Source organism: Streptomyces diastaticus subsp. diastaticus, assembly GCF_011170125.1.
Lineage (GTDB): Bacteria > Actinomycetota > Actinomycetes > Streptomycetales > Streptomycetaceae > Streptomyces > Streptomyces diastaticus.
Genome location: NZ_BLLN01000003.1, coordinates 2,099,576 through 2,122,940 on the forward strand (window position 1 = coordinate 2,099,576; position 23,365 = coordinate 2,122,940).

At 71.7% G+C, this 23,365-nt stretch carries 18 protein-coding genes and 1 CRISPR repeat array; all 18 genes read left to right on the forward strand.

Annotated elements, in window-relative coordinates; genetic code table 11:
* Nucleotides 1-142 precede the first annotated feature (142 nt).
* On the forward strand, nucleotides 143-1,861 hold the full coding sequence (gene casA, locus Sdia_RS17240; RefSeq protein ID WP_229831667.1) for a type I-E CRISPR-associated protein Cse1/CasA: 1,719 nt from the start codon (nucleotides 143-145) through the stop codon (nucleotides 1,859-1,861).
* Between the two features lie 119 nt (nucleotides 1,862-1,980).
* Nucleotides 1,981-2,595 (forward strand): type I-E CRISPR-associated protein Cse2/CasB, encoded by a 615-nt coding sequence (casB, locus tag Sdia_RS17245; RefSeq protein ID WP_189500906.1) that lies wholly within the window; start codon nucleotides 1,981-1,983, stop codon nucleotides 2,593-2,595.
* A 109-nt stretch (nucleotides 2,596-2,704) separates the two neighbouring features.
* The gene (gene cas7e, locus Sdia_RS17250) at nucleotides 2,705-3,871 is read left to right on the forward strand and encodes a type I-E CRISPR-associated protein Cas7/Cse4/CasC (protein ID WP_189500908.1); all 1,167 of its coding nucleotides are present in this window, start codon (nucleotides 2,705-2,707) and stop codon (nucleotides 3,869-3,871) included.
* Nucleotides 3,868-4,746 (forward strand): type I-E CRISPR-associated protein Cas5/CasD, encoded by an 879-nt coding sequence (gene cas5e, locus Sdia_RS17255; RefSeq protein WP_189500910.1) that lies wholly within the window; start codon nucleotides 3,868-3,870, stop codon nucleotides 4,744-4,746. The genes cas7e and cas5e overlap by 4 nt, the downstream gene beginning before the upstream one ends.
* A 5-nt stretch (nucleotides 4,747-4,751) precedes the next feature.
* Complete coding sequence (gene cas6e / locus Sdia_RS17260) at nucleotides 4,752-5,564, forward strand: type I-E CRISPR-associated protein Cas6/Cse3/CasE (protein WP_037788190.1); 813 nt, start codon at nucleotides 4,752-4,754, stop codon at nucleotides 5,562-5,564.
* Nucleotides 5,565-5,567: 3 nt separating this feature from the next.
* A complete protein-coding gene (gene cas1e, locus Sdia_RS17265) occupies nucleotides 5,568-6,614 on the forward strand; it encodes a type I-E CRISPR-associated endonuclease Cas1e (protein ID WP_189500912.1) in 1,047 nt (348 codons plus the stop codon).
* Nucleotides 6,611-6,916 carry a type I-E CRISPR-associated endoribonuclease Cas2e gene (gene cas2e / locus Sdia_RS17270; RefSeq protein ID WP_189500914.1) on the forward strand — a complete coding sequence of 102 codons (306 nt, stop codon included), beginning with the start codon at nucleotides 6,611-6,613 and terminating at the stop codon, nucleotides 6,914-6,916. The genes cas1e and cas2e overlap by 4 nt, the downstream gene beginning before the upstream one ends.
* 67 nt (nucleotides 6,917-6,983) lie before the next feature.
* A CRISPR array of direct repeats spans nucleotides 6,984-8,779; the repeat unit is 28 nt; unit sequence GTCGGCCCCGCGCCTGCGGGGGTGCTCC.
* Nucleotides 8,780-9,320: 541 nt separating this feature from the next.
* Nucleotides 9,321-10,496 carry a hypothetical protein gene (locus tag Sdia_RS17275; RefSeq protein WP_189500915.1) on the forward strand — a complete coding sequence of 392 codons (1,176 nt, stop codon included), beginning with the start codon at nucleotides 9,321-9,323 and terminating at the stop codon, nucleotides 10,494-10,496.
* Nucleotides 10,497-10,541: 45 nt separating this feature from the next.
* A complete protein-coding gene (gene dnaB / locus Sdia_RS17280) occupies nucleotides 10,542-11,924 on the forward strand; it encodes a replicative DNA helicase (protein ID WP_189500917.1) in 1,383 nt (460 codons plus the stop codon).
* Nucleotides 11,925-12,048: 124 nt separating this feature from the next.
* Complete coding sequence (locus Sdia_RS17285; RefSeq protein ID WP_191835352.1) at nucleotides 12,049-13,698, forward strand: DUF2637 domain-containing protein; 1,650 nt, start codon at nucleotides 12,049-12,051, stop codon at nucleotides 13,696-13,698.
* A 469-nt stretch (nucleotides 13,699-14,167) separates the two neighbouring features.
* Nucleotides 14,168-15,070 (forward strand): hypothetical protein, encoded by a 903-nt coding sequence (locus tag Sdia_RS17290; protein ID WP_189501108.1) that lies wholly within the window; start codon nucleotides 14,168-14,170, stop codon nucleotides 15,068-15,070.
* 20 nt (nucleotides 15,071-15,090) lie between these two features.
* On the forward strand, nucleotides 15,091-15,339 hold the full coding sequence (locus Sdia_RS17295; protein ID WP_010636385.1) for a hypothetical protein: 249 nt from the start codon (nucleotides 15,091-15,093) through the stop codon (nucleotides 15,337-15,339).
* Complete coding sequence (locus Sdia_RS17300) at nucleotides 15,336-16,409, forward strand: conjugal transfer protein (protein ID WP_189501106.1); 1,074 nt, start codon at nucleotides 15,336-15,338, stop codon at nucleotides 16,407-16,409. Before Sdia_RS17295 ends, Sdia_RS17300 begins: the two co-directional genes overlap by 4 nt.
* Before the next feature lie 17 nt (nucleotides 16,410-16,426).
* Nucleotides 16,427-16,705 (forward strand): hypothetical protein, encoded by a 279-nt coding sequence (locus Sdia_RS17305; protein ID WP_010636383.1) that lies wholly within the window; start codon nucleotides 16,427-16,429, stop codon nucleotides 16,703-16,705.
* Entirely contained in the window at nucleotides 16,702-17,253 is a 552-nt protein-coding gene (locus Sdia_RS17310) for a hypothetical protein (protein ID WP_185393886.1), read from the forward strand. The genes Sdia_RS17305 and Sdia_RS17310 overlap by 4 nt, the downstream gene beginning before the upstream one ends.
* Nucleotides 17,250-19,772, forward strand: coding sequence for an ATP-binding protein (locus tag Sdia_RS17315; protein WP_189501104.1), 2,523 nt, complete (start codon nucleotides 17,250-17,252; stop codon nucleotides 19,770-19,772). The genes Sdia_RS17310 and Sdia_RS17315 overlap by 4 nt, the downstream gene beginning before the upstream one ends.
* On the forward strand, nucleotides 19,769-21,919 hold the full coding sequence (locus Sdia_RS17320; protein ID WP_189501102.1) for a hypothetical protein: 2,151 nt from the start codon (nucleotides 19,769-19,771) through the stop codon (nucleotides 21,917-21,919). The genes Sdia_RS17315 and Sdia_RS17320 overlap by 4 nt, the downstream gene beginning before the upstream one ends.
* Nucleotides 21,919-23,049: a C40 family peptidase gene (locus Sdia_RS17325; protein WP_185393889.1), complete on the forward strand. Its 1,131-nt coding sequence runs from the start codon at nucleotides 21,919-21,921 to the stop codon at nucleotides 23,047-23,049. Before Sdia_RS17320 ends, Sdia_RS17325 begins: the two co-directional genes overlap by 1 nt.
* Nucleotides 23,050-23,365 lie beyond the last annotated feature (316 nt).

A 23,365-nucleotide genomic window follows, 5' to 3' on the forward strand; every position in this document is an offset into this window, starting at 1 on the left:
CGCTTGCTGGTGCGTTTGGGAGCTGCCACCGGGGCGGGGCCGGAGCGATTTTCTCATTCTGGGCGCATGGGGGTGTCGTGTGTGCCACTCTGCTGTCGTTTGAGCTAGACGTAAGGAATTGCCCGGGAAGGGTGGGGCGTCGGTGAATCTGTTATCCGATGGGTGGCTTTCAGCTGTTTCCGCAGGTGGGGGCTCCAGTTTCGGGGGTGGCCCTGGGGCGGGGCCGGCGGAGTTCGGTGTGCGGGAGCTTCTGCTGCATGCGGAGAAGTTCGCTGACATCGTGGTGGACCTGCCCACGCAGCGTCCGGCGGTGTTCCGGCAGGTCCTGCTGCCGTTGGTGGTGGACGCGTTGGGGTGCCCGAAGGACGCCGAGGCGTGGATGGACATGTTCCGGGCGGGGGCTTTCAGCCCGGAGCAGCGGCAGGTGCTGGCTGATTACCTGGACAAGCACCAGCACTTGTTCGGTCTTCTGGATCCGGTGGAGCCGTTCGGCCAGGTGGCTGACCTGCGGACGGCAAAGGGGGAGACCAAGGGGTCGGCGTTGCTGGTGGCGACGGCGGCCACCGGGAACAATGTGCCGTTGTTCTCGTCCCGGACGGAGGGCGACGTTCTGGAGCTGACGCCCGCTGAGGCGGCCAGGTGGCTGCTGCACACCCACTGCTGGGACACGGCTGCCATCAAGACCGGCGCGGTCGGTGACCCGATGGTGAAGTTCGGGAAGACGACCGGCAATCCGACGGGCCCGCTGGGTCAGCTCGGCGTGACCATGCCGGTGGGGTCGACGCTTTTCGAGACGCTGTTGCTCAACATCCCGTACGGCCAGGCTGGGCTGTCCGACGATGTGCCGCAATGGCAACGGCGTAGTACGCAGGGCGAGGTCAAGGACACTCTCTCGTGTGCGACGCCGGCGTGGCAGAGTAGACCGGCGCGTGGGCTGCTGGAGGCGTGGACGTGGCAGGCCCGCCGGATCCGTCTCATCTCTCAGGACACCGACCGGGGGCCGCGCATCACCCGGGTGCTGGTCGCGGCCGGCGACCGTCTTGAGGTCAGCCCGGACACGGAACCGCACACGGCCTGGGTGGTGGACAGCCCCGCCGGCCGGCGGGGCAAGGGTCCCGCGCGGTCTGCGGTGAAGAGTGCGCGTCCCCGCCGTCACACGGCAGGCCGCGCCGGGTGGCGTGGTCTTGACGCGCTGCTGGCCGTGAACGCTGTCGACCAGGACCAGCAGGCGACCGCCACTCGCAGCGGGGCGGTGAGCAGCCAGCTGGTGCGGCAGCTCAGCGCCATCAGCCGGCGCTTGCCCAGCCGGTATCCGCTGCGGGTCGAGCTGACCGGGATCGCCTACGGCAACCAGTCGGCAGTCATCGAGGACATGTACTTCGACGAGATCCCTCTGCCCGTGGCCGCTCTCGACCCGGAGGGGATCGTCTACGGGGCGCTGCTGGAGGTCGTCGACCAGGCGGAGAGCCTGGCCAAGGCGGTCAATCACCTGTCGGGGGACCTGCGCCGGGCCGCGGGCAGTGAACCGATCCCGTGGGACAAGGGCCAGCGTCCCGGAGACACCCTGCTGCACGCTCTCGACCCGATCGTGCGGCGTCTGTTGGCCGGCTTGCGCCAGGCCGGCGACGACTTCGACCGGTGTGAGCAGGGCCTGGAGGCGTGGGAGCACAAGGCCGAACAGGCCACGCTCCGCGTCGCGGAGGGCCTGTTCAATTCGGCGCCCGCCGCCCTGTTCACCGGCCGCCGCGTCAAGAAGGACGGCAAGGAGCAGGTCTTCCGTCTCAGCACTGCCGAAGCGTCCTTCCGCCGGCGGCTCGCCGTGATCCTCCATCGCCGCGCCGCTGCACGTACCGCCGGCTGATCCGCACCGGCCGCCGAGAACGCTGCGACACCGGCACCTGCCCGCAGTTCGTCCCGGCCGGCGCGCGTCCCGGCGTCGAAGCGCTCACCCTCAGCAACCCGAAGAAAGGGGGGACACCTGTGTCCACCTCACCCTTGTCCGCTCCCGTCCCCGGCCAGAGAGGTTCCTCCCTGCCCAGGCCCTACTGGAGCGGCCGGGCAGACGAGCAAGGCCAGTGGCGAACACGCGCCGGGGAATCCCTGCGACCGCCCGGGGAGGACCTCAGCGCGCTGAGAGCCGGCCTGGGAAAAAAGGCATTCACCGAACCCCGCCTGTGGCCGTACTACACGACACCCACCGACGGCCGCGTCACCCCCGAGCTGGAGGCCGAACACGCCGCGCTCGCCCTGTACGGGCTGCATCAGCAAAGCCAGGAGCAGCCGATGCACCGGCAGGGTGTCCGCACCGGCAGGGCCCTGCGCGCCCTGCACCAGCGGTACAGCGAAGAGGCGACCGACCGGCGCGTGGCGCAGGCCGTCGGTGCGACCTCGGCTGCGGCCTTCGCCTACCGGCTCCGCGCACTGGTGACGCAGTTGCGTTCCATCGGGCAGCCCCTGGACTACGACCAGCTGATGCATGACCTCCTGCGCTGGCACTTTCCCGACGGACGCTCCCGGGTCCGCCGCGGGTGGGGTCTTGGCTACCACGGCCGCGATCGCCAGCCCGACGAAGCCCCGCCCCTCGAAGGCTCCTAGCCCACCTCGCCTGCTGAGCCGGGCCCGTGACCACCGCCGAAGCGCTCACGCGCCCTGGCTGTTCATGCCGCTTGTGCGGCACCAACCACACTCTGAGTAAGGACTCTCCATGTCTCAGCCCGCCGCCCGCCCGCCGCGCACGTACGTCGACTTCCACATCCTGCAGACGGTCCCCCCGGCCAACCTCAACAGGGACGACCAGGGCAACCCCAAGGAGGCCTACTACGGCGGTGTCCGCCGCTCCCGTGTCTCCTCCCAGGCGTGGAAGCGTGCCACCCGAACCCACTTCGCCGAGCGGGTACCCGAGCAGGACCTCGCCACCCGCACCCGCAGGATCCTCGGCGCCCTCGCCGAGGACATCGAAAAGCGCGCCGGCCTGGACCGCCCGGCAGCGCTGCGCCTGGCCGACGCGCTGTTGGCGCCGCTGGAGCTGAGCGGGGGCAAGAAGAAGGACGAGTCGGCCTACCTCCTCTTCTACGGCCGGCGCCAGCTCGATGCCGTAGCCGCCCTCGTCGCCGACCAGGCAACCGAACTGTCCGCGCTGAGCGACGCCGACCTCGCTTCCCGGGTGAAGGAGCTCCCGGTTCGTGAGCAGTTCAGCACGGGCCACCCCATCGACGTCGCCCTCTTCGGGCGCATGGTCGCGGACATCCCCGCTCTCAAGGTCGACGCCGCGGCGCAGGTCGCCCACGCCTTGTCCACCCACGCCGTGGAGCTCGAGTTCGACTACTTCACGGCCGTCGACGATGAGCAGACCGACGAGGAGACCGGTGCCGGCATGATCGGCACCATCGGCTTCAACTCCGCCACCCTTTACCGCTACGCCTCCGTCGGCCTCCACCAGCTTCTGGACAATCTCACCGACGAGGAAGCGGCCCTCACCGCCATCAGCGAGTTCGCCACGTCCTTCGCCCGCTCTATGCCCACCGGCTACCAGAACTCCTTCGCCCACCGCACCCTGCCCAGCCTCGTCGCCGTCGTCGTCCGTGAAGACCAGCCCGTCAACCTCGTCTCCGCCTTCGAACAACCGGTGGCCGCCCCCTCGGGCATCGCCGCCGCCTCCGCCGCCAGGCTCGCCGAGGAACACACACGCGCTACCGTCGCATGGGGCGACGCTCCGGCCTTCGCAGCCGCCACCCACGTGTTCACCGACCACCAGAAGCCCACCGCCGCCCTCAACAGCGCGTTCGGCCCCCCCATCCCCTTCTCCGCTCTCCTCGAAGGCCTGCACACCCACCTGGCCGGAGCCCTCAAGCCCAAGCAGGCCGCGCAGTGACCACCCCCGCCCCTGAGCCCGCCGGCAACACGCACCCGTCCCACGGCAGCGACGAACCGACCGTGCTGCTGCTCCGCCTCGCCGGCCCCCTGCAGTCCTGGGGCGTACGCAGTTCCTTCAACCGCCGCGACACCGGCGCGGAACCCACCAAGTCCGGCGTCATCGGCCTGCTGGCGGCAGCGGCAGGCCACCCCCGGGAACAACCCCTGGGAGAGCTGGCGGACCTGACCCTCGGGATTCGCGTTGATCAACCAGGAACCCTGCTGCGCGACTACCACACCGTCAGCGACTACCGAGGGCGCCCCCTGCCGCAGGCAGGTGTCTCGGCGAAAGGCATCCAGAAGCCCACCTCACCGGCCAAGCACACTCACGTCACCACCCGCTTCTATCTCCAGGACGCGGTATTCGTCGCCGCCCTCGATGGCCCCCCTGGCCTCCTCACCACCCTGGACAGGGCGGTACGCAACCCTGCCTTCCCGCTCGCACTGGGACGCCGCTCCTGCCCACCGACCCAACCCCTCAGCCTCGGCCTGCGCACCACTGACATGGAAACCGCCCTGCGCAGCGAGCCCTGGCAGGCATCCGCCCACACCCGCGAGCAGTACGCCCGCCGCCTGGGCCGAGAACGCGGCCTCCACCAGCCTCTTCACGCAGGCACCATCGATTGCGCAGCCACCATCGAAGACCCCCGCGGTGACGACCGCCTGCAGGACGCACCCGTTTCCTTCGATCCCCACCAGCGCGCCTTCACCAGCCGCCAAGTCCGCCACGCCTGGCTGGCCATCCCCACCGGCTTCGACCACATCGACGACGACCAGCCCCACGGCCAGGCCGACGACCCCGACCACGACCCTTTCGCCCTGCTGGGCTGGTGATCACCATGACCTACCTCTCCCGCATCCGCATCAACCCCCTCCGCAAGGACAGCAGGAAACTGCTCTCCAACCCCCGTGCCGTACACGGCGCCGTCATGGGCGGCCTGCCCAACCACAAGCCCGACGACCGGGTCCTGTGGCGGATGGACCCCGATAACCCCCACCGGCCCCACCTCTTCGTCCTCAGCCCGACACGCCCTGACTGGACGCACATCATCCAGGACTGCGGATGGCCGGACGCGGACGGTGACCATGCCGCCGTCCGCGACTACACCCCCCTTCTCAGTCAGCTGGCCGTCGGCCGCGAATTCGCCTTCCGCCTCACCGCCAGCCCCGTCCAGAACACCGCTACCCCCACGAAGGCGACACCCTCCCAGGCCGCCCGCCTGACCGCCCACGCCGAAGACGGCAAACGCATCCGCGGCTTCCGCATGGGCCACCGCACAGCAGCCGCCCAACTCGACTGGTTCCTCACCCGCACCGACCGCTGGGGCTTCGACATCCCAGCCACCCGCTCCGATCCCACCGCCCCCGGCATCCACACCCCCGCACCCCCCACCGCCCCTCACCCCACCTCGCCACCCGGCCCCGACCCCAACCCTCCCTACGAAGTCCGCATCACCGCCCGCCACCGCCATTCCTTCCAGAAGAACGGACACGGAGCGCACGTCGTCTTCCGCAGCGCAACCTTCGAAGGCCGCCTGCGCATCACCGACACCGACCGCTTCACCACCAGCCTCCTCACCGGCCTCGGCCCGTCCCGCGCCTACGGCTGCGGCCTGCTCACCCTCGCCCCGCTGCCCGGACAGCAGACCTGAACCATGGCCGACATCTGGTGGAAAGCCGACCCGCACGACCTGCACCGTCTCACCGACCGCGTGTCCAGCGTCTACATCGAACGCAGCCACGTCGACCGTGAAGACAACGCCGTCCTCGTCATCAACCGGCGCGAGAACGTCCGCATCCCCGCCGCAATGATCGCCGTCGTCCTCCTCGGGCCCGGCACTCGCGTCACCCACGGAGCAATACGCCTGCTCGCCGACTCCGGCACCGCCGTGTGCTGGGTCGGGGAACAAGGCGTACGCCTCTACGCCGCAGGCCTCGGCCCCAGCCGCAGCTCCGGCCTCCTCCACCGCCAGGCATGGCTCGTCACCCGCCCCAAGGAACGCCTCAACGTCGCCCGCGCCATGTACGCCATGCGCTTCCCCGGCGAAGACGTCACCAAAGCGACCATGCAGCAGCTACGAGGCAAAGAGGGCACCCGCTTCAAAGAGCTCTACCAAGAACACTCCCGCCGCACCGGCGTGCCATGGAACGGCCGCGTCTACAAAACCGGCGACGCCTTCGCCGCCGGCGACGACGTCAACCGCCTCTTCTCCGCAGCCAACACCGCCCTGTACGGCATCTGCCACGCTGTCATCGTCGGCCTCGGCGCCAGCCCCGGCCTCGGCTTCGTCCACACCGGCTCCGCCATCTCCTTCATCCTCGACGTAGCCGACCTCTACAAAGCCGAATACACCCTGCCACTCGCCTTCGACCTCGCCGCCCAAGGCCTCACGGAAGAACGCGATGCGCGCGTAGCTCTGCGTGACCGCATCGCCGACACCAAACTCCTCTCACGCATCGTCACCGCCATCAAAGCCCTCCTCAATCCCCCCGGTACCGACTTCGACACGCCAGAGACCAGCGCTCTCTGGGACGAACACGTCGGCACAGTCGCCGCAGGCACCAACTGGTCCGCACAAGACACTCATCCGGCCACCCGCTCACACCTTGACCTCTCGCCAGCTGCACTCGGAGAACAGCACATCGCCATCGTCGGACCAGAACTCAAAGACCAAGCCCCGCTCCCGGGACAACAGCCATGACCGTCATCATCTTGATCGCGGCTCCAGAAGGCCTACGCGGCCACCTCACCCGCTGGATGGTCGAAGTCAATGCTGGAGTCTTCGTCGGCAACCCCAGCCGACGAATCCGCGACCGTCTCTGGGAACTCCTCACCAACCGCATCGGCGACGGTCAAGCCGTCCTTGTCGAACCCTCCACCAACGAACAACGCTGGGCCGTCCGTACTGCCGGCCGTAACCGCTGGCGGCCCGTCGACTATGAAGGGCTTATCCTCTCCGCTCGAAGGCCAGCACATACACAAGATCGACAGAGCCGAAACTGATCGGTACACCGCAATGCAACTAAATGAGAACGGCAGACCGCTCAGATAACGCCGCAGGTCAGCAAGTGTCGGCCCCGCGCCTGCGGGGGTGCTCCGCTCTCCCGGCCGTGGGTCTCCGCCCGGCTCAAGTCGGCCCCGCGCCTGCGGGGGTGCTCCGCAAGGTCCGGGCCCCTTTTCTTGCTCTCGGAGGTCGGCCCCGCGCCTGCGGGGGTGCTCCCACCAGCCCAGATCTGTGCTGAGATCACATCAGGTCGGCCCCGCGCCTGCGGGGGTGCTCCGCGAAAGGCCCCCGCCGAATTCGACGGGGGCCTGTCGGCCCCGCGCCTGCGGGGGTGCTCCGCCGCGGGCGCCCGGGGGCTTGCCCCCACCGGCGTCGGCCCCGCGCCTGCGGGGGTGCTCCCTGCCTGGTGCGGCCGGGGCTGGCGTACCGGTCGTCGGCCCCGCGCCTGCGGGGGTGCTCCCGCGCAGATCAGCGCCACACAGGCCACAGAGCTGTCGGCCCCGCGCCTGCGGGGGTGCTCCCTCGGCGGCGGTACGGATGAGGGGAAGGGTCGTGTCGGCCCCGCGCCTGCGGGGGTGCTCCCTGGGGAGCCCCTGTGATGATGAAGCTCTATTCGTCGGCCCCGCGCCTGCGGGGGTGCTCCCCCCTACCGGCTGATCCCCGACTCCGACCCGTCGTCGGCCCCGCGCCTGCGGGGGTGCTCCCTGGTGAGCCACCGCCACCGTGCCCACGCTGCCGTCGGCCCCGCGCCTGCGGGGGTGCTCCTCCAGGACATCGCCGATGAGGGCCTGGTCCATGGTCGGCCCCGCGCCTGCGAGGGTGCTCCCCCCCAGGGCACGTCCGCGGCCCCCACCACACCGTCGGCCCCGCGCCTGCGGGGGTGCTCCTCCGATCAGGGCGGCCCCGCCAACGATGATCTTGTCGGCCCCGCGCCTGCGGGGGTGCTCCGGCCGTCAGTCGGCCGTCTGGGGGGTGCCCACCGTCGGCCCCGCGCCTGCGGGGGTGCTCCCGCATGGGAACGTTCATCACGTCGCAACAAGCGGTCGGCCCCGCGCCTGCGGGGGTGCTCCCGGCGAGAGCCCCGGGGGAGTGGAGTTCCCCGGGTCGGCCCCGCGTCTGCGGGGGTGCTCCTGGCCACCGAAGAAGAGCTGCGCCGCGCCGCCGGTCGGCCCCGCGCCTGCGGGGGTGCTCCGCGGGTCCCCGGCGCGGGCAACGACACCGGCGGGTCGGCCCCGCGCCTGCGGGGGTGCTCCCAGTGCCCGCGCGGCCTGCGGGTGGCGGTGGAGGTCGGCCCCGCGCCTGCGGGGGTGCTCCGTGATGGAGGGACTCAAGGGCGCGCTCTTCAGGGTCGGCCCCGCGCCTGCGGGGGTGCTCCGGCTGAGGGGGAGTGGCTGCGGCAGGTCAAGTCGTCGGCCCCGCGCCTGCGGGGGTGCTCCGTGGCAGCGCGCCGCCTCGGCCGCGTTCACCGTGTCGGCCCCGCGCCTGCGGGGGTGCTCCGCGGGAGGGGTTGACCCTGGCGCGGCCGGGCGTGTCGGCCCCGCGCCTGCGGGGTGCTCCCACCCCGGCCCGCCGCCAGACCGCTGTTGCTCAGTCGGCCCCGCGCCTGCGGGGGTGCTCCCTGGGACCCGCGGGACGGCAAGGCCGACCTGGAGTCGGCCCCGCGCCTGCGGGGGTGCTCCCCAACTCGTCCGGGGACGCCGTCGTCACCTGGTGTCGGCCCCGCGCCTGCGGGGGTGCTCCTCCGTGCCATGCCTGCCACACGGCCTGCACGCGGTCGGCCCCGCGCCTGCGGGGGTGCTCCTCGGCTCGGCAGGCGTCGTCCTGGAGAGCTTCTGTCGGCCCCGCGCCTGCGGGGGTGCTCCCTTTCCCTGGCGTACGGCGTCGGGGAGCCAGCGGTCGGCCGGCGGTCGCCCTCCGGGATGGCCGAGGATCGCAACCGCCCGGGAGGGGAACCCCGGGCCTGGGGATCAGTCGTCGGGCGTGGCAGGACCAGCAGGTCCACTCTCCTGGCAGTTCGTAGTGCGTGGTGGTCCAGAACCCTTTGGGGCGTCCCCGGATCACGTTGATCTCCCAGCACCGCCAGCAGTTGAACTCGAATTCTTCCACCACTTCAGCAGTAACAACTTGGGGTGCTCGGGCGGGCGACTGCCCGAAAGTCGATCAAATGCGGCTGAATCATCAGGCTTGCCGAGCAGTCAGAGGTCTGGGCAAGCCTTCCACCTGGTCTCTTCGTGGGTTGGGCAAGCCTTTCGGCAAGTGGGCGTGTGGAGAGTGAGGGGCACATCCGTTCCCGAGGAGGTGTGCCGTGCACGACTGCGGACCGGCGCTGACGCCGTACGACAAGAGGCTGGCCACGAGGCCGTCCGCCACGCGACTGGTCCCGTCCGGCGGGGGGAGCTCGTTGTGAGCGATGTCGAGGCGCCTCGCTCGGCGCCGCTGCAGAACCTTGACGAGGCCGGGTTCGTCGTTCGTGGTGCCGAGCCGGCGCCCGCGACCACTGTCCTGCGGCACATGGTCTACGGCTCCGGCCTGACCCATCCGCTCGACTACCTGGTGTTGCTTCACGCCCTTTTCCGCCTGGAGACGTCCGAGCCGTTCACCCCGAGGGACATCTGGCGCGACCTCCAGGCCGAGGGCATCCGCTCGGCCAAGAACAGCTCGGAGCTTGTCGGGCGGGACGCGGTGTACGCGGCGTTCAACCGGATCATCGACGCCCGGTTCATCCGTCGGACGAGCGAGGGCGGCGGGCCCGGCCGGTTCGGCCGGACCCGTTACGAGGTGTACCGCCAGCCCGCCTACAACCCGGAGTACGCGCCGCCCTCGGAGCCCTGGGACCCCACCGAGGACCCCGCGTTCCCGCACGCCGGCGCCCCGCTTCCCGGAACGGCGGAAGCGGAGAAGGCAGACACGAAAACCGCAGGTGGCGCCGCATCCCGGAACGCCGGACGTGGTATCACCGGTTCCGGCGTCCCGGGACGCGGTCGCCCGCCCATTCCCCCAGGTCGCGCCGCGTCCGCCGTCCGGGGAAGCGGCGTGGCTCTCCCCCCACACCCCCCAGGGGGAGGAGGAGGCTCCACCTCCAGCCCGAAGGCGCCGGCCGTGCCTGGTGATCAGGAGCCGGGTACTTCGGGCGTCAGCAGCGTGCAGGTCCAGGCCGCCGCCGAGTGGCTCATGGATCTCAAGCGGCCCTGGGCTGTGGGCCGCAAGCAGGCCCGGGAGCTGGGCGCCGAGCTGGCCGAGGCTATTGCCGAGACGGGCTGGGACCTGGACGCGTCGCTCGCGCTGTGGCTCTGCCGTACCGAGGAGGGCAAGAAGGCCCCGGACAACCACCGCGCGGTCCTGCGGCACCGGATCGAGCAGCTGGAGCGGCGCAGCAGCGTCTTCCTCACCACCCGCGGCGACGTCGCCGTCGCCTCCTCGGCGGGCGGGACGCCGGCGTGGTGCGGCATCTGCAACCGGGGCGAGCGGCCGCTGAGCCTCATGGAGCGGCTGCTCGACGTCGGCGAGGACGACCTGGTCCGCTGTCCGCGCTGTCACCCCGCCGCTCTGCGGACCACGCCGTCGGCGAAGAAGAAGTAGCGCCCGTCGCCGCACCGCCCCCTATCTCAGTAAGGAGCCACCACCGTGAGTAACCGCCAGCTGGCCGTCCAGTATCCGGCCGCCGGCCCGGACGGCCCCAGCGTCTCGGCCTTGGAGCGGATGCCGCCGCAGGACATCGCCGCCGAGCGGACCGTCCTGGGTTGCATGATCCTGTCGAAGGACGCCATCGGAGACGCCGCCGAGGTCCTCGAGGGCCCGTCCGACTTCTACCGGCCGGCCCACGCCACGATCTACCTGGCCATCCTGGACATGTACGGCCGCGACGAGCCGGTCGACCCCATCACCCTGACCGCCGAGCTGACGCGGTCCGGAGACCTGGACCGCGTCGGTGGCGCCCCCTACCTCCACGACCTGGTCCAGCAGGTGCCCAGCGCCAGCCACGCCGAGCACTACGCCACCATCGTCCGCGACCGCGCCGTCTTCCGCGGCCTGGTGGATGCCGGGACGCGGATCCTTCAGTGGGGGTTCGCCTGCGAAGGCGACCCCGCCGAAGTCGCCGACCGGGCCCAGTCCGCGCTGCTCTCGGTCGTCGACCATGGTGGCGACACGGACGTGCTGCCGCTGTCGCAGACCGCGCTCGAGGGCCTCGCCGCCATTGAGGAGCGCTCCCTCACCAAGGGGCTGCGCGGGCTTGCCACCGGATTCACCGACGTGGACAGCCTGACGTCGGGGCTGTTGCCCGGCCAGATGGTCATCGTCGCGGGCCGGCCCAGCCTCGGGAAGAGCACCCTGGCCCTCGACATCGCCCGGCACGTCTCCGTCAAGAACACCGTGCCCGCCCTGTTCTTCTCCCTGGAGATGGGCCGCCAGGAGCTGATGGACAAGGTCTTCGCCGCCGAGGCCGGCATCAGCCTGCAGCACATCACCTCCGGCCAGATGACCGACGGCGACTGGGACCGCCTGGCCCGGCGCATGCCGGCCATCCAGAAGGCTCCCTTGTTCATCGACGACACCGAAAGCTTGACGATCATGGAGGCCCGGGCCAAGGCCCGCCGGATCAAGCAGCGCCACGGCCTGGGCCTGGTCGTCGTCGACTACGTCCAGCTCATGCGCCACGGCGGGCGCCGCCCGGACTCGCGGCAGGAAGAAGTCACCGAGATCTCGCGGAACATCAAGCTCATGGCCAAGGAGCTGCAGGTCCCCGTCATCGCTCTGTGCCAGCTCAACCGAGGGCCGGAGCAGCGTACCGACCGTAAGCCGCAGCTCTCCGACCTGCGTGAGAGCGGGGCCCTGGAGCAGGACGCCGACATCGTCGTCCTGATCCACCGCGAGGACGCCTACGAGCCCGAATCGGCCCGCGCTGGCGAGACCGACCTGGTCTTCGCTAAGCACCGAGGAGGAGCCAAGGCCACGATCACCGTCGCCGCGCAGCTCCACATGAGCCGGTTCAAGGACATGGCCGCCTGACGTGCGATCTGACGTGCGAGCGAGTCTCGATTCGTTGACGATCTCCCTTCACTCTGGCCCCTCCCCGCCCACGCGTCACCGTCCGTGACAGGGTGTATGCGAACGCAAGATCGAAGGAGAGGCCGTGGAGGAGAGGGAGCAGGCCCCGAAGCTGACGGGGGCACACCGTGCGCTGATCGGGGTGGTCGTGGCCGGTGCGGTGGTCATCGCGGCCATCGGTTTCGCCGGGTCGTACACGGCGGTGCGTGAACTCGCCCTGCAGAAGGGGTTCGGCACCTTCTCGTACTTCTTCCCGATCGGCATCGACGCGGGTATCTGCGTGCTGCTCGCCCTCGATCTGCTGCTGACCTGGATGCGCATCCCGTTCCCGATGCTGCGTCAGACGGCGTGGCTGCTCACGGCGGCCACCATCGCGTTCAACGGCGCCGCCGCCTGGCCCGACCCGCTCGGCGTGGGGATGCACGCGGTGATCCCGGTGCTGTTCGTCGTCGCGGTGGAGGCCGCCCGGCACGCCATCGGCCGGATCGCGGACATCACCGCCGACAAGCACATGGAGGGCGTGCGGATCACCCGCTGGCTGCTCTCCCCGCTGCCGACCTTCCTGCTGTGGCGCCGGATGAAGCTGTGGGAGCTGCGCTCCTACGAGCAGGTCATCAAGCTGGAGCAGGAACGTCTCGTCTACCAGGCCCGGTTGCGCTCCCGCTTCGGCCGCGCCTGGCGCCGCAAGGCCCCGGTGGAGTCGCTGATGCCGCTGCGCCTGGCCCGGTACGGCGTCCCGCTCGCCGAGACGGCCCCGGCCGGCCTCGCCGCCGCCGGCATCGAACCGGCCCTGCTCCCGGCGGCCCCCGCACCCGCCCGCCAGGAACTGGAGCGCGCCGACCGGCCGGTCCCGGAGACGGCCCCGGCCCCCGCGCCTGCCACCTCCCTGGAGAAGCAGCCCGCGGACCGCCCCGCCGCCGAGGCACCGCAGGAGCGGCAGGCGCCCCCGCCGGAGGGCAGCCCGTGGTTCGCCGGGCAGCAGGGCCCCGGGCAGTACGAGGGCACGTACGACCCGCACTCTCACGCGCGATGGGCCGGCCAGGACAGCGAGGCGTACGAGGAGCAGCAGCCGCACGCACCGCAAGAGCCGGAGCTCGCCGAGGTGGTTGCGGCCGATCCGCAAGCCCTCCCCGGCGAAGGTGCGCCGAGCCCGGAGTCAGGCGACAGCCCCGCTGTGGCCGCGCCCCCGAGGAACGTCGCCCGGCGCCTGGACGAGGCCGAGGGGGCGCGGCCGGCAGTCCCGGTGCCAACCTCCCGCACCGCGCCGGGGTCGCCCGGGCGGGCCCGGTCTGCGACGTCGACCAGCTCGAGTGGTGCCGCCGGACCAGTGAGGAGCGCCCCGGTCCCCGTGGCCGCCCAGCACGTGGATCCTCAGCTTCCGCAGGTATCTCGCCAGACCGTCCAGGACGCCCCGGGCGTTGAGCCGGGCCGTGGGTACGGCGCAGAGCCGCTGTGGGAATCGTCGGCCGCGGAAGCTGGCTCGGTGGCGGCCCGGGTCCCGGCCCCTCTCTCAGATGACGCTGCACAGGACCCGGTTCAGCAACAGATTGTGACTGTGGCCGGCTGGCTGGCCGAGGCCGAGAAGACAGGAGAGAAGCTTTCCGGCGCGGAGGTCGCGCGGCGGCTGGAGCTGTCCGCGCGGACCGGCCAGCGCCGCCTGGACAAGGCAGCCGCGTACCTCCAGGAGGTACGCCAGCAGCAGCCGCGAGCGCACCTGCGGCCCGTGCGCAGCTGACCGGCCCCCTCACCGCCGTGTGGCCGATGACCGATCCGGTCATCGGCCACACGCGTGCCAGGGGCCACGTCGCCGTGCCGCCGAGCGTGGCCGGTGACCGGTGGCTGGTGACCGATGGCCGATCCTCCGAGTGGGTTTAGCCGGCCAGCTTGTGCCGATGCGGCCATCGGCCATGGCCGATCCGTGGCCGGTACGCCGACCGCCGAGAGCACGTCCGGCACGGTGCCGCCCACCCAGGAGAGGCGTCAGGCGGCTCGGCGCCGCCGTCGTACGAGAGGGCTTGCCGAGGTTGCCCGGCCCGGCCGCGTACGGCTTGCCCACCGCTCGAACTGGCTTGCCGAACCGGCCAAGAAGGCTTGCCCCGTAGATCGGCAAGCCTTCTACCTGTGCTTTCTGTGGTCTCGGCAAGCCTTTGGGTAAGCCTGGCTGAGGACAGTTCATGGCACCAACCCCTCCTCGAAGGAGTGCCATGACCTCCCCGACGATCTCTCGACTCGCGGGCGGCGTCTTCAGCCAGCTCGACGCGGACTGGGCCCGGCTGTGTGCCGACCCCGATGTCCAGGCCGCCGTGGCCGACTGGCTGATGGCCGACCAGCTGGCCGACTCGGTCGCCACCGTGGCCGACGCAGGCGTGGCCGATGCGTGGGCACGGCGCCTGGGCCCCGCCCAGCTGCTGGCCGCGCTGCGGCCGGGCGCCGGCCGGCTCGGCGACGACCTGGCCGACGCGGTGCTGCGCGCGCTGCTGCGGCGTGCCGCCGGACGTGACCGGTCGGCCACCCTCGCCGCCCGCATCGTGGTGCAGGCGATGATCCCGGCCGCCGTCCGGATGGCGCGCGGACAGGTCCGGCCGTTCGGTGGCCGGTCGTTCGAGGACGTCGGCCACATGACGGTCGCCGCGCTGTGGTCGGTCGCCCGCTCCGGCACCATCCACCCTCGCCCCGGACGGCCCGCCGCCAACCTCGCTCTGGACACTCTGCGTCACCTCTGCGCGGAGCTGAGCGCCGACCGTGAACTCCTCGGTGATGACCTGGCGGCCGCCGAGATGCTGCCGGCTCCCGGCCCGGGCCTGCTCGCGGCGGCCGAGGCGGCCGAGGTCCGCGCGCTCGCCGCGGCCGCCGACCTCGACGCCCCGGACCACGATGCCGTCGCCGTGAGCGAGGCTCGGCTGGACCTGCTGGCTCTCCTGCTCGACGCCATGGACAGCGGCGCCCTCACGGCCGCCGACGCCCAGGCCATCGCCTGGCACTACACCGGCACCCCGGTCCCCGACGCCGAGGCCGGGGTCCGCGCCGGTGTGAGCGCGGGGGCCTGGCAGCGCCGCCGCTCCCGGGCCGTGGGCCGCCTGAGGGCCTCGCTGCGGACCGCCGCCTGATCCCCTGAAAGGAGATTGGTATGGCCGCCGCCCCTGAGCCCGACGAGGCCCACGCCACCCACTTCCACCGCATATTGATCGGCCTCGGCGCCGAGCTCGTGCTGTCCCCTCTGGACCGTGACACGCACACGCGGATCCGCGAGGTCCTCGACAGCGCCGGCCTTCAGCGCGCCCTCGCTGCGCTCGTCGCTCTCGAAGCCCGCACCGAGTCCGAGCAGAAGGCCAGGATCGCCAAGCTCGTCGGCCACACCCTGCGAGGCGAGCGATGAAGATCCTCAGCAAGCAGCCCACCCCCGAGCCCGCCCCCGAGGCCGGGAACGAACCGACGACCGATGCGCGGGACGACGCCCACGAGCTGGGCGGCTGGAGCACCGGCGCGCAGGCCAACACGACCACGCTCGTCCGCTGGGTCGCCTGGGCGGCGATCTGTGGCAGCATCCTGCTCTCCCTCGGCACCTTCCTCACCCGCCCCACCGACACACCGAGCACCGACCATCAGCCCCCGCCCGGCACCGGCGCCCAGGGCGCGGCGGGCTTCGCGACCCTCTACGCCTCCGAGTACCTCCTCGCCGGGAAGGGCGACGAGGGCCGGCTGGCCGCCTACTACCCCGGCGCCGCCACCCTGCGGCTCGAGGGCTCGCGCGGCCGCCTCACACCCAGTCAGCTCACGGTGACCCGGCTGCGCCAGACCGGCCCCGGCATTTGGTCGGTCACCGTCGCCGCCCGCCTCCAGCCACCTTCCCCGCCCGTCGAGAACGACGACGTGAAGGGCAAGGACAGCGACTCCCCGGGCCCCGACACCGGCGCCGACGCCGGGCCGCCGCAGGGGGAGAGCGTGCGCTACTTCCAGGTGCCCGTCGCTTCCGCGCCCCGGGCGGACGGCTCCACCGGCTACGTAGCGATGTCCCTTCCCGCCGAAGTCGCCGGCCCCGGCACGGTCGACAGTCCCCACACCGTCTACGGAACTCCCCAGCCCCCGCACGACCGCGACCCCCGGGTGAAGACGATCCGCTCCTTCCTCGCCGCGTACCTGGCCGGCGACGGGGACCTCGACCGCTACCTCGCCCCCCGGACCCGCCTCACGCGCATCGCCCCGGCCCCCTATACCGCCGTCGACCTCACCAGCCTCGCCGCCGACGGCCCCGCCGATGCGACAGGTGTCCCGCCGGACGGAACCGTCCAGCGGCTGCTGGTCAGCGTCCGCGCCCGGGCCGCCGACGGCACCACGCTGCCCCTCACCTACGCCCTGACCCTCAAGACCCGCGCGGGCCGCTGGGAGATCGCCTCCCTCGACGGCGCCCCCGAGGCCCGCCCCGCCCCCGCACCGTCGTCCCCCTGACCGAAGAGGAACCCCCTATGGACTCCGTGAACCTGTCCGCCGGCTGGATCGAGTCGCTCAACCTGATGGGCACCGACGTCAAGACGCTTCTGCTCGTGGTGGGTGTCCCCGTGCTCGGCCTCGTCTTCATCATCTGGGCCGGGTGGAGGTCCAAGGCCCCCGGCCCCACGATCCTCGCGGCGATCCTCGCCACCGTTGTCGTCGGGCTGGCCCTGGACATGGAGGGCAACGCCGGGAAGATCGGCGAGGACATCAACAACTACGAGGGCGGCTCCACCGTCATCGGCGACCAATGAGCAGCGAGCCCGAGCACGAGGTCGACGAGGACTTCGTCGGCCGCTCCTACACGCGGGGCATGCGCGCCCCGACCGTGCACGGCTCCGTGCCCGGCGGGCCCGGCCGCCCACCCCTGCGTATCCCGGGCGGTCCCTACTCCACCACCCAGCTCCTCACCCTGGGCATCCTCCTGGCCGCCCTCATCGCCACCCGGGACACCTGGGGCGGGCACGGCCTCGTCGACGCTCTCGTCGTCCTGGGTGTGCCCTTCGGCGCCGCCCTGGCGCTGCGCCACGTCCACATCGACGGCCGCAACCCGCTGTCGGCGCTGTTCAGCATCGCTCTGCTCCTGACCGGCCCCGCCCACGGCCGGCTTCACGACAAGGCCTGGCGCCCGCCCCGCCCACGCCGACTGCGGGCCCGCACCCAGCTCGCCCCGGCCCCCGGCACACCACCAAGCCCTTCCATACCCCGAACGCCCCTCCCCGCCCCTATTCCAGCAGCCTCCCAGCCCGTCGCCTCCGGGGTGCAGGCGCTGCTGGCCCGACGCTCTCTGGAGAAGCCGTGAGCCTGCCCGTCCGCTACATCAGCGGTCACCTCCTGTGGACCACTCATGGCACCACCTGGGCCATCTGGCGTGTCGACGCGGGCAACTTCTCCTACGCCCCCGCCGCCGCCCGCAAGCGCCGCCTGCGCGCCCTGGCCGGCCTCTTCCGGGCCCTGCGCGGCGAGCCGATGCTGCTCAGCCTCTGCCCCCAGGTCGACCCGACGACCGTGGTCCGCGCGATGGTCGCCGACGTCGACCTGGACCGCAGCCCCCGCTATGAGGCCCTCGGCCACGCCGTCCTCGACGAGCTCGACGACATGGAGCTGAACGGCCGCACCGACTGGCTCGCCCTGCCTCTGCCGCCGCTGTCCCGGGCGGACCAGATCCGCAGCACACTGTCCGCCGCCTCGGCCGGCCTCTCCCAGACCCTCGGCCTGGTCCCCGCGCCGATCCCCACCGGCGAAGTCGTCCAGCGCCGCGAGCAGGCCGACGCCCTGCACGCCTCCTGGCCCACCGGCATCTCCATGCGGCCCGCGACCGAGGCCGAAATCCTGTGGGTCTACGGCCACTCCGCGCGCAGGGGCCTCGAGGAGCCGTTCCTGCCCACCGACGAGCAGCAGGTCCGCACCCTCGGCCGCACCGCCGCCGCCCACGGCGACCTCCTCCTGGCCGAAGGCGGCATCCACGACAGCCGGGCCCGGGCCGCCGACCCCACACGCCGCCGCTACCTCCAGGTCAGCAGCGAATGGGGCGACTCCTACCAGGCCCTGCTCGCCCTGTCCGAGATGCCCGCCCGCTTCGCCCTGCCCGGCGCCGCCTACCTCCAGCAGCTCGACGACCTCGCCTACCCCGTCGACTGGTCCGCCCGCCTCAAGATCGTCCCCGGTCACCTCGCCAGCGGGAAGATCCGCCGCCGCGCAAGGCGCCTGCGCGCCCAGGCCGACGAGGAGACCACCGACCCCACCAGCCCGGTGGCCACCTCCGGCGACCACGAGGACGACGTCGTCGACTACGCCTCGAGCCTCGCCCAGAACGCCCAGGAAGTCGCCATCCAGGCCATGGTCACCCTCGCCGTCTGGGGAGACACCCCCGAGGAAGCACAGGGCCGCGCCAAGCAGCTCGCCTCCGACTTCGGCGCCACCGACTACACCTTCGCCCGCCCAATGGGCGCCCAGCGGGAGCTGTGGGAAGCGATGCTCCCCGGCTACCGCACCCCCCGTGCCGCCATCGGATACGTCCAGCACCTCCTGGCCCGCGACTTCGCCCTCGCCATGCCCTGGTGCGGCAGCCAGCTCGGCGACGACCGCGGCGCCTTCTTCGGCCTCCAGCTCGCCTCCGGCGGCGCCCGCCCCGTCCTCCTCGACGCCGACCGCGGCCCCCGCGAGAACGCCTCCGGCTCCATGGCGTTCATCGGCGAGCTCGGCGCCGGCAAGTCCGTCGGCCTCAAGACGGCCGTCTACAACGTCCTCGCCCGCGGCCGCTCCCGCAGCAACCCGCGCTCCCGCGGCCGCGCCGTCATCGTCGACCGCACCAAGGACGAGGAATGGGTGCGCTTCACCGAAGCCTGCCCCGGCAGCACCCAGGTCCTGCGCATCGACCAGACCGCAGCCATCAGCCTCGACCCTTTGCGCCTCTACGGCGGGGACGGCGCCAAGAAGGCCGCCCGCTACACCGAGTCCTTCCTCACCCTGCTACTCGGCGTACGGCCCATGGACCTCGAGGGCGTCGCGCTCTCCGAGGCCGTCGCCGCCGTCCTGGCCCAGCCGAACCCCTCGATGAGCCGCCTCACCGATGAACTCGCCCGCCGAGGCGCCACCGACACCGCCTCCCACACCCTCGCCCGCAAGCTCAAGGCCGTCGCGGGCAAGGACCTGGCCGCCGCCGTCTTCGACGACACCCTCCCCGTCGCCGACACCCACGGAGCGGACGCCGTCATCTTCTGCGTCGCCAGCCTCGCCCTGCCCAAGAAGTCCGAACTCGCCTCCGAGCACCGCATCGAGCGCCTGGAGTTCGAGAAGGTCTTCGGCCGCGCCCTGATGTACCTGATCGCCGCCGTCGCCCGCGAGACGACCATGGCCAGCAAGGACGAGTTCGCCGTCGCGGTCTGGGACGAGGCGTGGTGGCTGACCTCCTCCGAGGAGGGCACCGAGCTGCTCCTGGAACTGCTGCGCGACGGGCGTAAGCACCGCGCCGCCGCCTACGTCGGCAGCCACGACGCGGACGACATCGGCCCGTCCGACGCCGAAAAGGGTCACATCATCCGCGGACTCATCCCGCACCGCCTGGTCTTCCGGCAGACCACCCGCTCGCTCGCCGCCCGCAGCCTGGCCTTCCTCGGCGCCGACGACACCGACCCCGACCTCCTGGACCTCGTCAGCAGCCTCTCCCCGATCGACCTCCCCGAAGAGGAGCGGCGTGCCCGCGCCGGCGAGGCCCTCTACCGGGACCTGTCCGGCCGCATCGGGCTGATGCGCGTGGTCATCCCGCACGACCCGACGGTGATGGACGTCATCCACACCACCCCCTCGGACACGGCATGACCCGTGCCTCCTACCGGCTCCTGGGGTGGACCCGGCTGCGCGCAGCCCTGCTGACCGCCGTCCTGGCCGCCACCCTCATCACCCTGTTCACGTCGCTGCCCGCGCACGCTGATCCGCCCTCGCCCAGCCCCACCCCGACCGCGCCGGCCCCCGCCACGCCCTCGACGCCCACCGAGGAGGAGCTGGCGGAGATTCAGGAGATCCTCGACGCGCAGGCGGAGACCCGCTCCAAGGCCGAGCAGCAGGCGGCTATGGAGGCCGAGGCCGAGAAGCTCCGCAAGGCCTTGCCCGACGAGGGCGGCGTCCTGGGCGTCTTCAACGTCACCGACGTGAACAACCTGCCGATCAGCGTCTACCGCGTGAAGGGCGACACCGGCGGGTTCACCCGCTGGGACCTCGGCCTGCTCAATCTGGGCACAGAGTTCCTCTTCACCGTCACCAAGTGGGTGATCGCGTTCAGTTGCTGGCTCATCGGCTGGGCGCTCTCCTTCGGCCTCGCCAAGCTGCTGCTCGGCCCGGTCCTGGCCGTCGCGGAGTCCCTCCACGCCCGCGTCATCATGGAGATGGGCCTCCCAGCTCTCTTCCTCGCCGTGTGCGCGTTCGTGTGCGCGGCGCGGATCTTCTTCGGCAACCGGGCTCGCGGCATCGCCGACGCCGTCGTCTCCCTGATCCTCGCCGCCCTCACCACCACGCTCCTCGCCTCACCGCCCCAGCTGCTGCTGGGGGAGGAGACCGGCGCCGTCGCGGCCGCCCGGGGCCTGTCCTTGGAGATCGCCGACGTCATCCTTGACTCCTCGCCCACCGCTCCCTGGGCCGACGGCAAGGACACCACCACCGAGGCGACCAGCTTCACCGTCGCCCGCCCGCTGACCGACGCCCTCACCGACGCCTTCATCGTCAAGCCCGCGATGCTGCTGACGTACGGACGCGTCTTCGACGGCGAATGTGAACAGCTCTACGCCGACTACCGCCTGCGCCAGCTGGTCTTCGACCGTCAGCTCGCCGCCCAGACCGCGCGCATGAAGAAGACCACCCACCTCGCCGACTACGTCACCCCCGACGACACGCTCTCCGCCGTCGGCGACTGGCACATCGACATGGCCATGAACGTGGTGAGCGGCCTCTTCGGCGACACGCCCATGGAGGACTTCGAGGACCAGTGCATCGAAGGCGACGTCGCCGCCGCCAAGGAAGCAAGCCTCGACAAGCTCGGCGGCGCCCTCTTCTTGTTCATCGCCGCCGGCATCGTGACCGCACTCATCACCCGCATCGGAGCCAGCTTCCTGACCGCCCAGGTCCGCATCGCCTGGGACGCGGTCCGCGCCGAACCCTGCCTCGTCGCCGGCACGGTCCCCGGAATCGGTCGCACCATCCTGCGGGACTGGGCCGCCGCCGTCCTGCGCCACCTCGCCACCATGGTCGTCTCCGTCGCCAGCCTCGCTCTGCTCATCCTCGTCCTGCAGGCCGTCCTGGACCCCGCCCAGACCGACTGGGGCAACGAACTCACCCTGCGCTTCCTCGCCGTGGACATCATCTGCCTCGCCGCTTTCGTCAAGCGCAAGTCGCTGGCACAGCGGACGAACCGCGCCGTCAACCGGGTGGTCTCCCGGCACGGCTCCGGCCCCGGGGGCGACGACGACCGGCAGATCGGCCGGGCCGCCGTCCGCGGCGCCGTCCGCGGCACCTTCGCCGTCGCCGCACTCGCCCGGGGCAGGCCCGGCGTCGCCCTGAGCTACGCGATGCCCAGGACCATCGGCTCCACCGCCCTCATGTCCCGCCTGAGCGGCAAGAACGGCGGCGCGAAGGCCCCCGCGCTCTCCCGCTCCCAGCGCCGCGCATGGCGCAAAGCCCAACGGCCCTCCACCGCCACGCCCCCGCCCAGCACCACGAGCACCGCCTCGTCCACCAGCACCACCTCCACAGCGCCGGCACGCCGGCGAAACCGCCCGCCCCACTCCCGGACCTCGCCCAGCTCCGCCAAGCAGCAGCGCCTGCGCACCCGCCTGCACCGAGCGAAGAACCGCGCGGTGCCGCCCCGGAAGCCGAGCACCCAACCCAAGAACAGGAAGCCCGGCAGCAAGACCAGCACGAGCAAGGCCACCAAGCCCCGCAGGTTCGGACTCTCCCGGAATAAGAAAGAGCCCTGATGACCAGACGCCTCGTCAGGCCCTGGGTGCCGACCGTCGCCACCCTGCTCCTCCTCGGGGCGGCGGTCACGGTCGCCGGCGCCGTCGCGGGCCACAACGCCAGCGTCGCCCAGGCCGCCGCGTGGGAGCAGCAGCAAAAACGCCGCTGCGTCCCCGCCGGGGGAGACGGTGCGGCCGTCACCGCCGAGCAGGTCCGGGCGCTCCTGGACAACGCCGACGCCGACATCGACGTACCCGGACTGCCCCTGGCCGAGGAGCAGGTGCCCATCGCCCAGGCCGTGATCGCCACCGGCGCCCAGATGGGCATCTCCGCCCACGGACAGGTCGTCGCCCTGGCCACCGCCCTCCAGGAGAGCAACCTGCGCAACCTGCCCTACGGGGACCGCGACAGCCTCGGCGTCTTCCAGCAGCGCCCCTCGATGGGCTGGGGCACCCCCGCGCAGATCCTCGACCCCGTCTACGCCTCCCAGAAATTCTACGAAGGCCTCCAGAAGATCGACGGCTGGGAGCAGATGCCCGTCACCGAAGCTGCCCAGGCCGTGCAACGCAGTGCCTACCCCGATGCGTACGCAAAGCACGAACCGCTCGCCACCGCCCTGCAGGAGGCCATCGCCCCCACCCTGGGAAGCAGCGCCACCACCGCCGTCGGTGGCCGCGCCTGCGCCAGCCAGACCGCCGTCGGCCCCGTCGCCGATCCGCAGGGCAAACTGCCGGACGGTTACACGGTTCCGCGCGGCACCACCCCCCAGGCCCGGGTGGCCATCGAGTGGGCTCTCCAGCAGCTCGGCGGCGCCTACCAATGGGGCGGCAGCTGCACGAACCCGCGCGGCGCAGAACCGCGCGACCGCTGCGACTGCTCCTCCCTGATGCAGCGCGCCTACGGAGTCGCCGGCGTCTCCCTCTCCCGCACCACCTACACCCAGGTCAACGAGGGCAAAGCCGTGCCCGCCGGGGCCGTACGAGCAGGGGACCTGGTGTTCAGCGGCGGAGGCAACCCCGCCAGCCCCCAACACGTCGCCCTGGCCCTCGGCGACGGCCTGGTCGTCCACGCGCCCGCCCCCGGAAAGGTCATCGAGGTCGCCAGCATCACGTCCAACGGCGACATCCTCGCGGTCCGGCGCATCACGTGACCGTGCGTCGGCCAGATTACTGGGCCAACCTTTCGCTGAGGGGACCGCAGACAGCGCTCCGACCCGGTGCCGGTGGCCCAAGGGCGAGTCTGTGGCATCCCGCGCCAAGCCCTCCCCGTCAGCAGGCCTCTCTCGACCGTCCAGCCGGTGTGGCGTTCGAGGCGATCAGGCCCGGCTCCGGCATGTGACGTCCGTCACCCTCTATGTGAACCATGTCCGATTCCCGCCTCTGTTGACGGAAGCTGCCACCCCGTCAGGGGCGCTCAAAACAGCAGGCCAGAGAGTTCCTTAGCGTGATCATCTAGGCACGCACCGT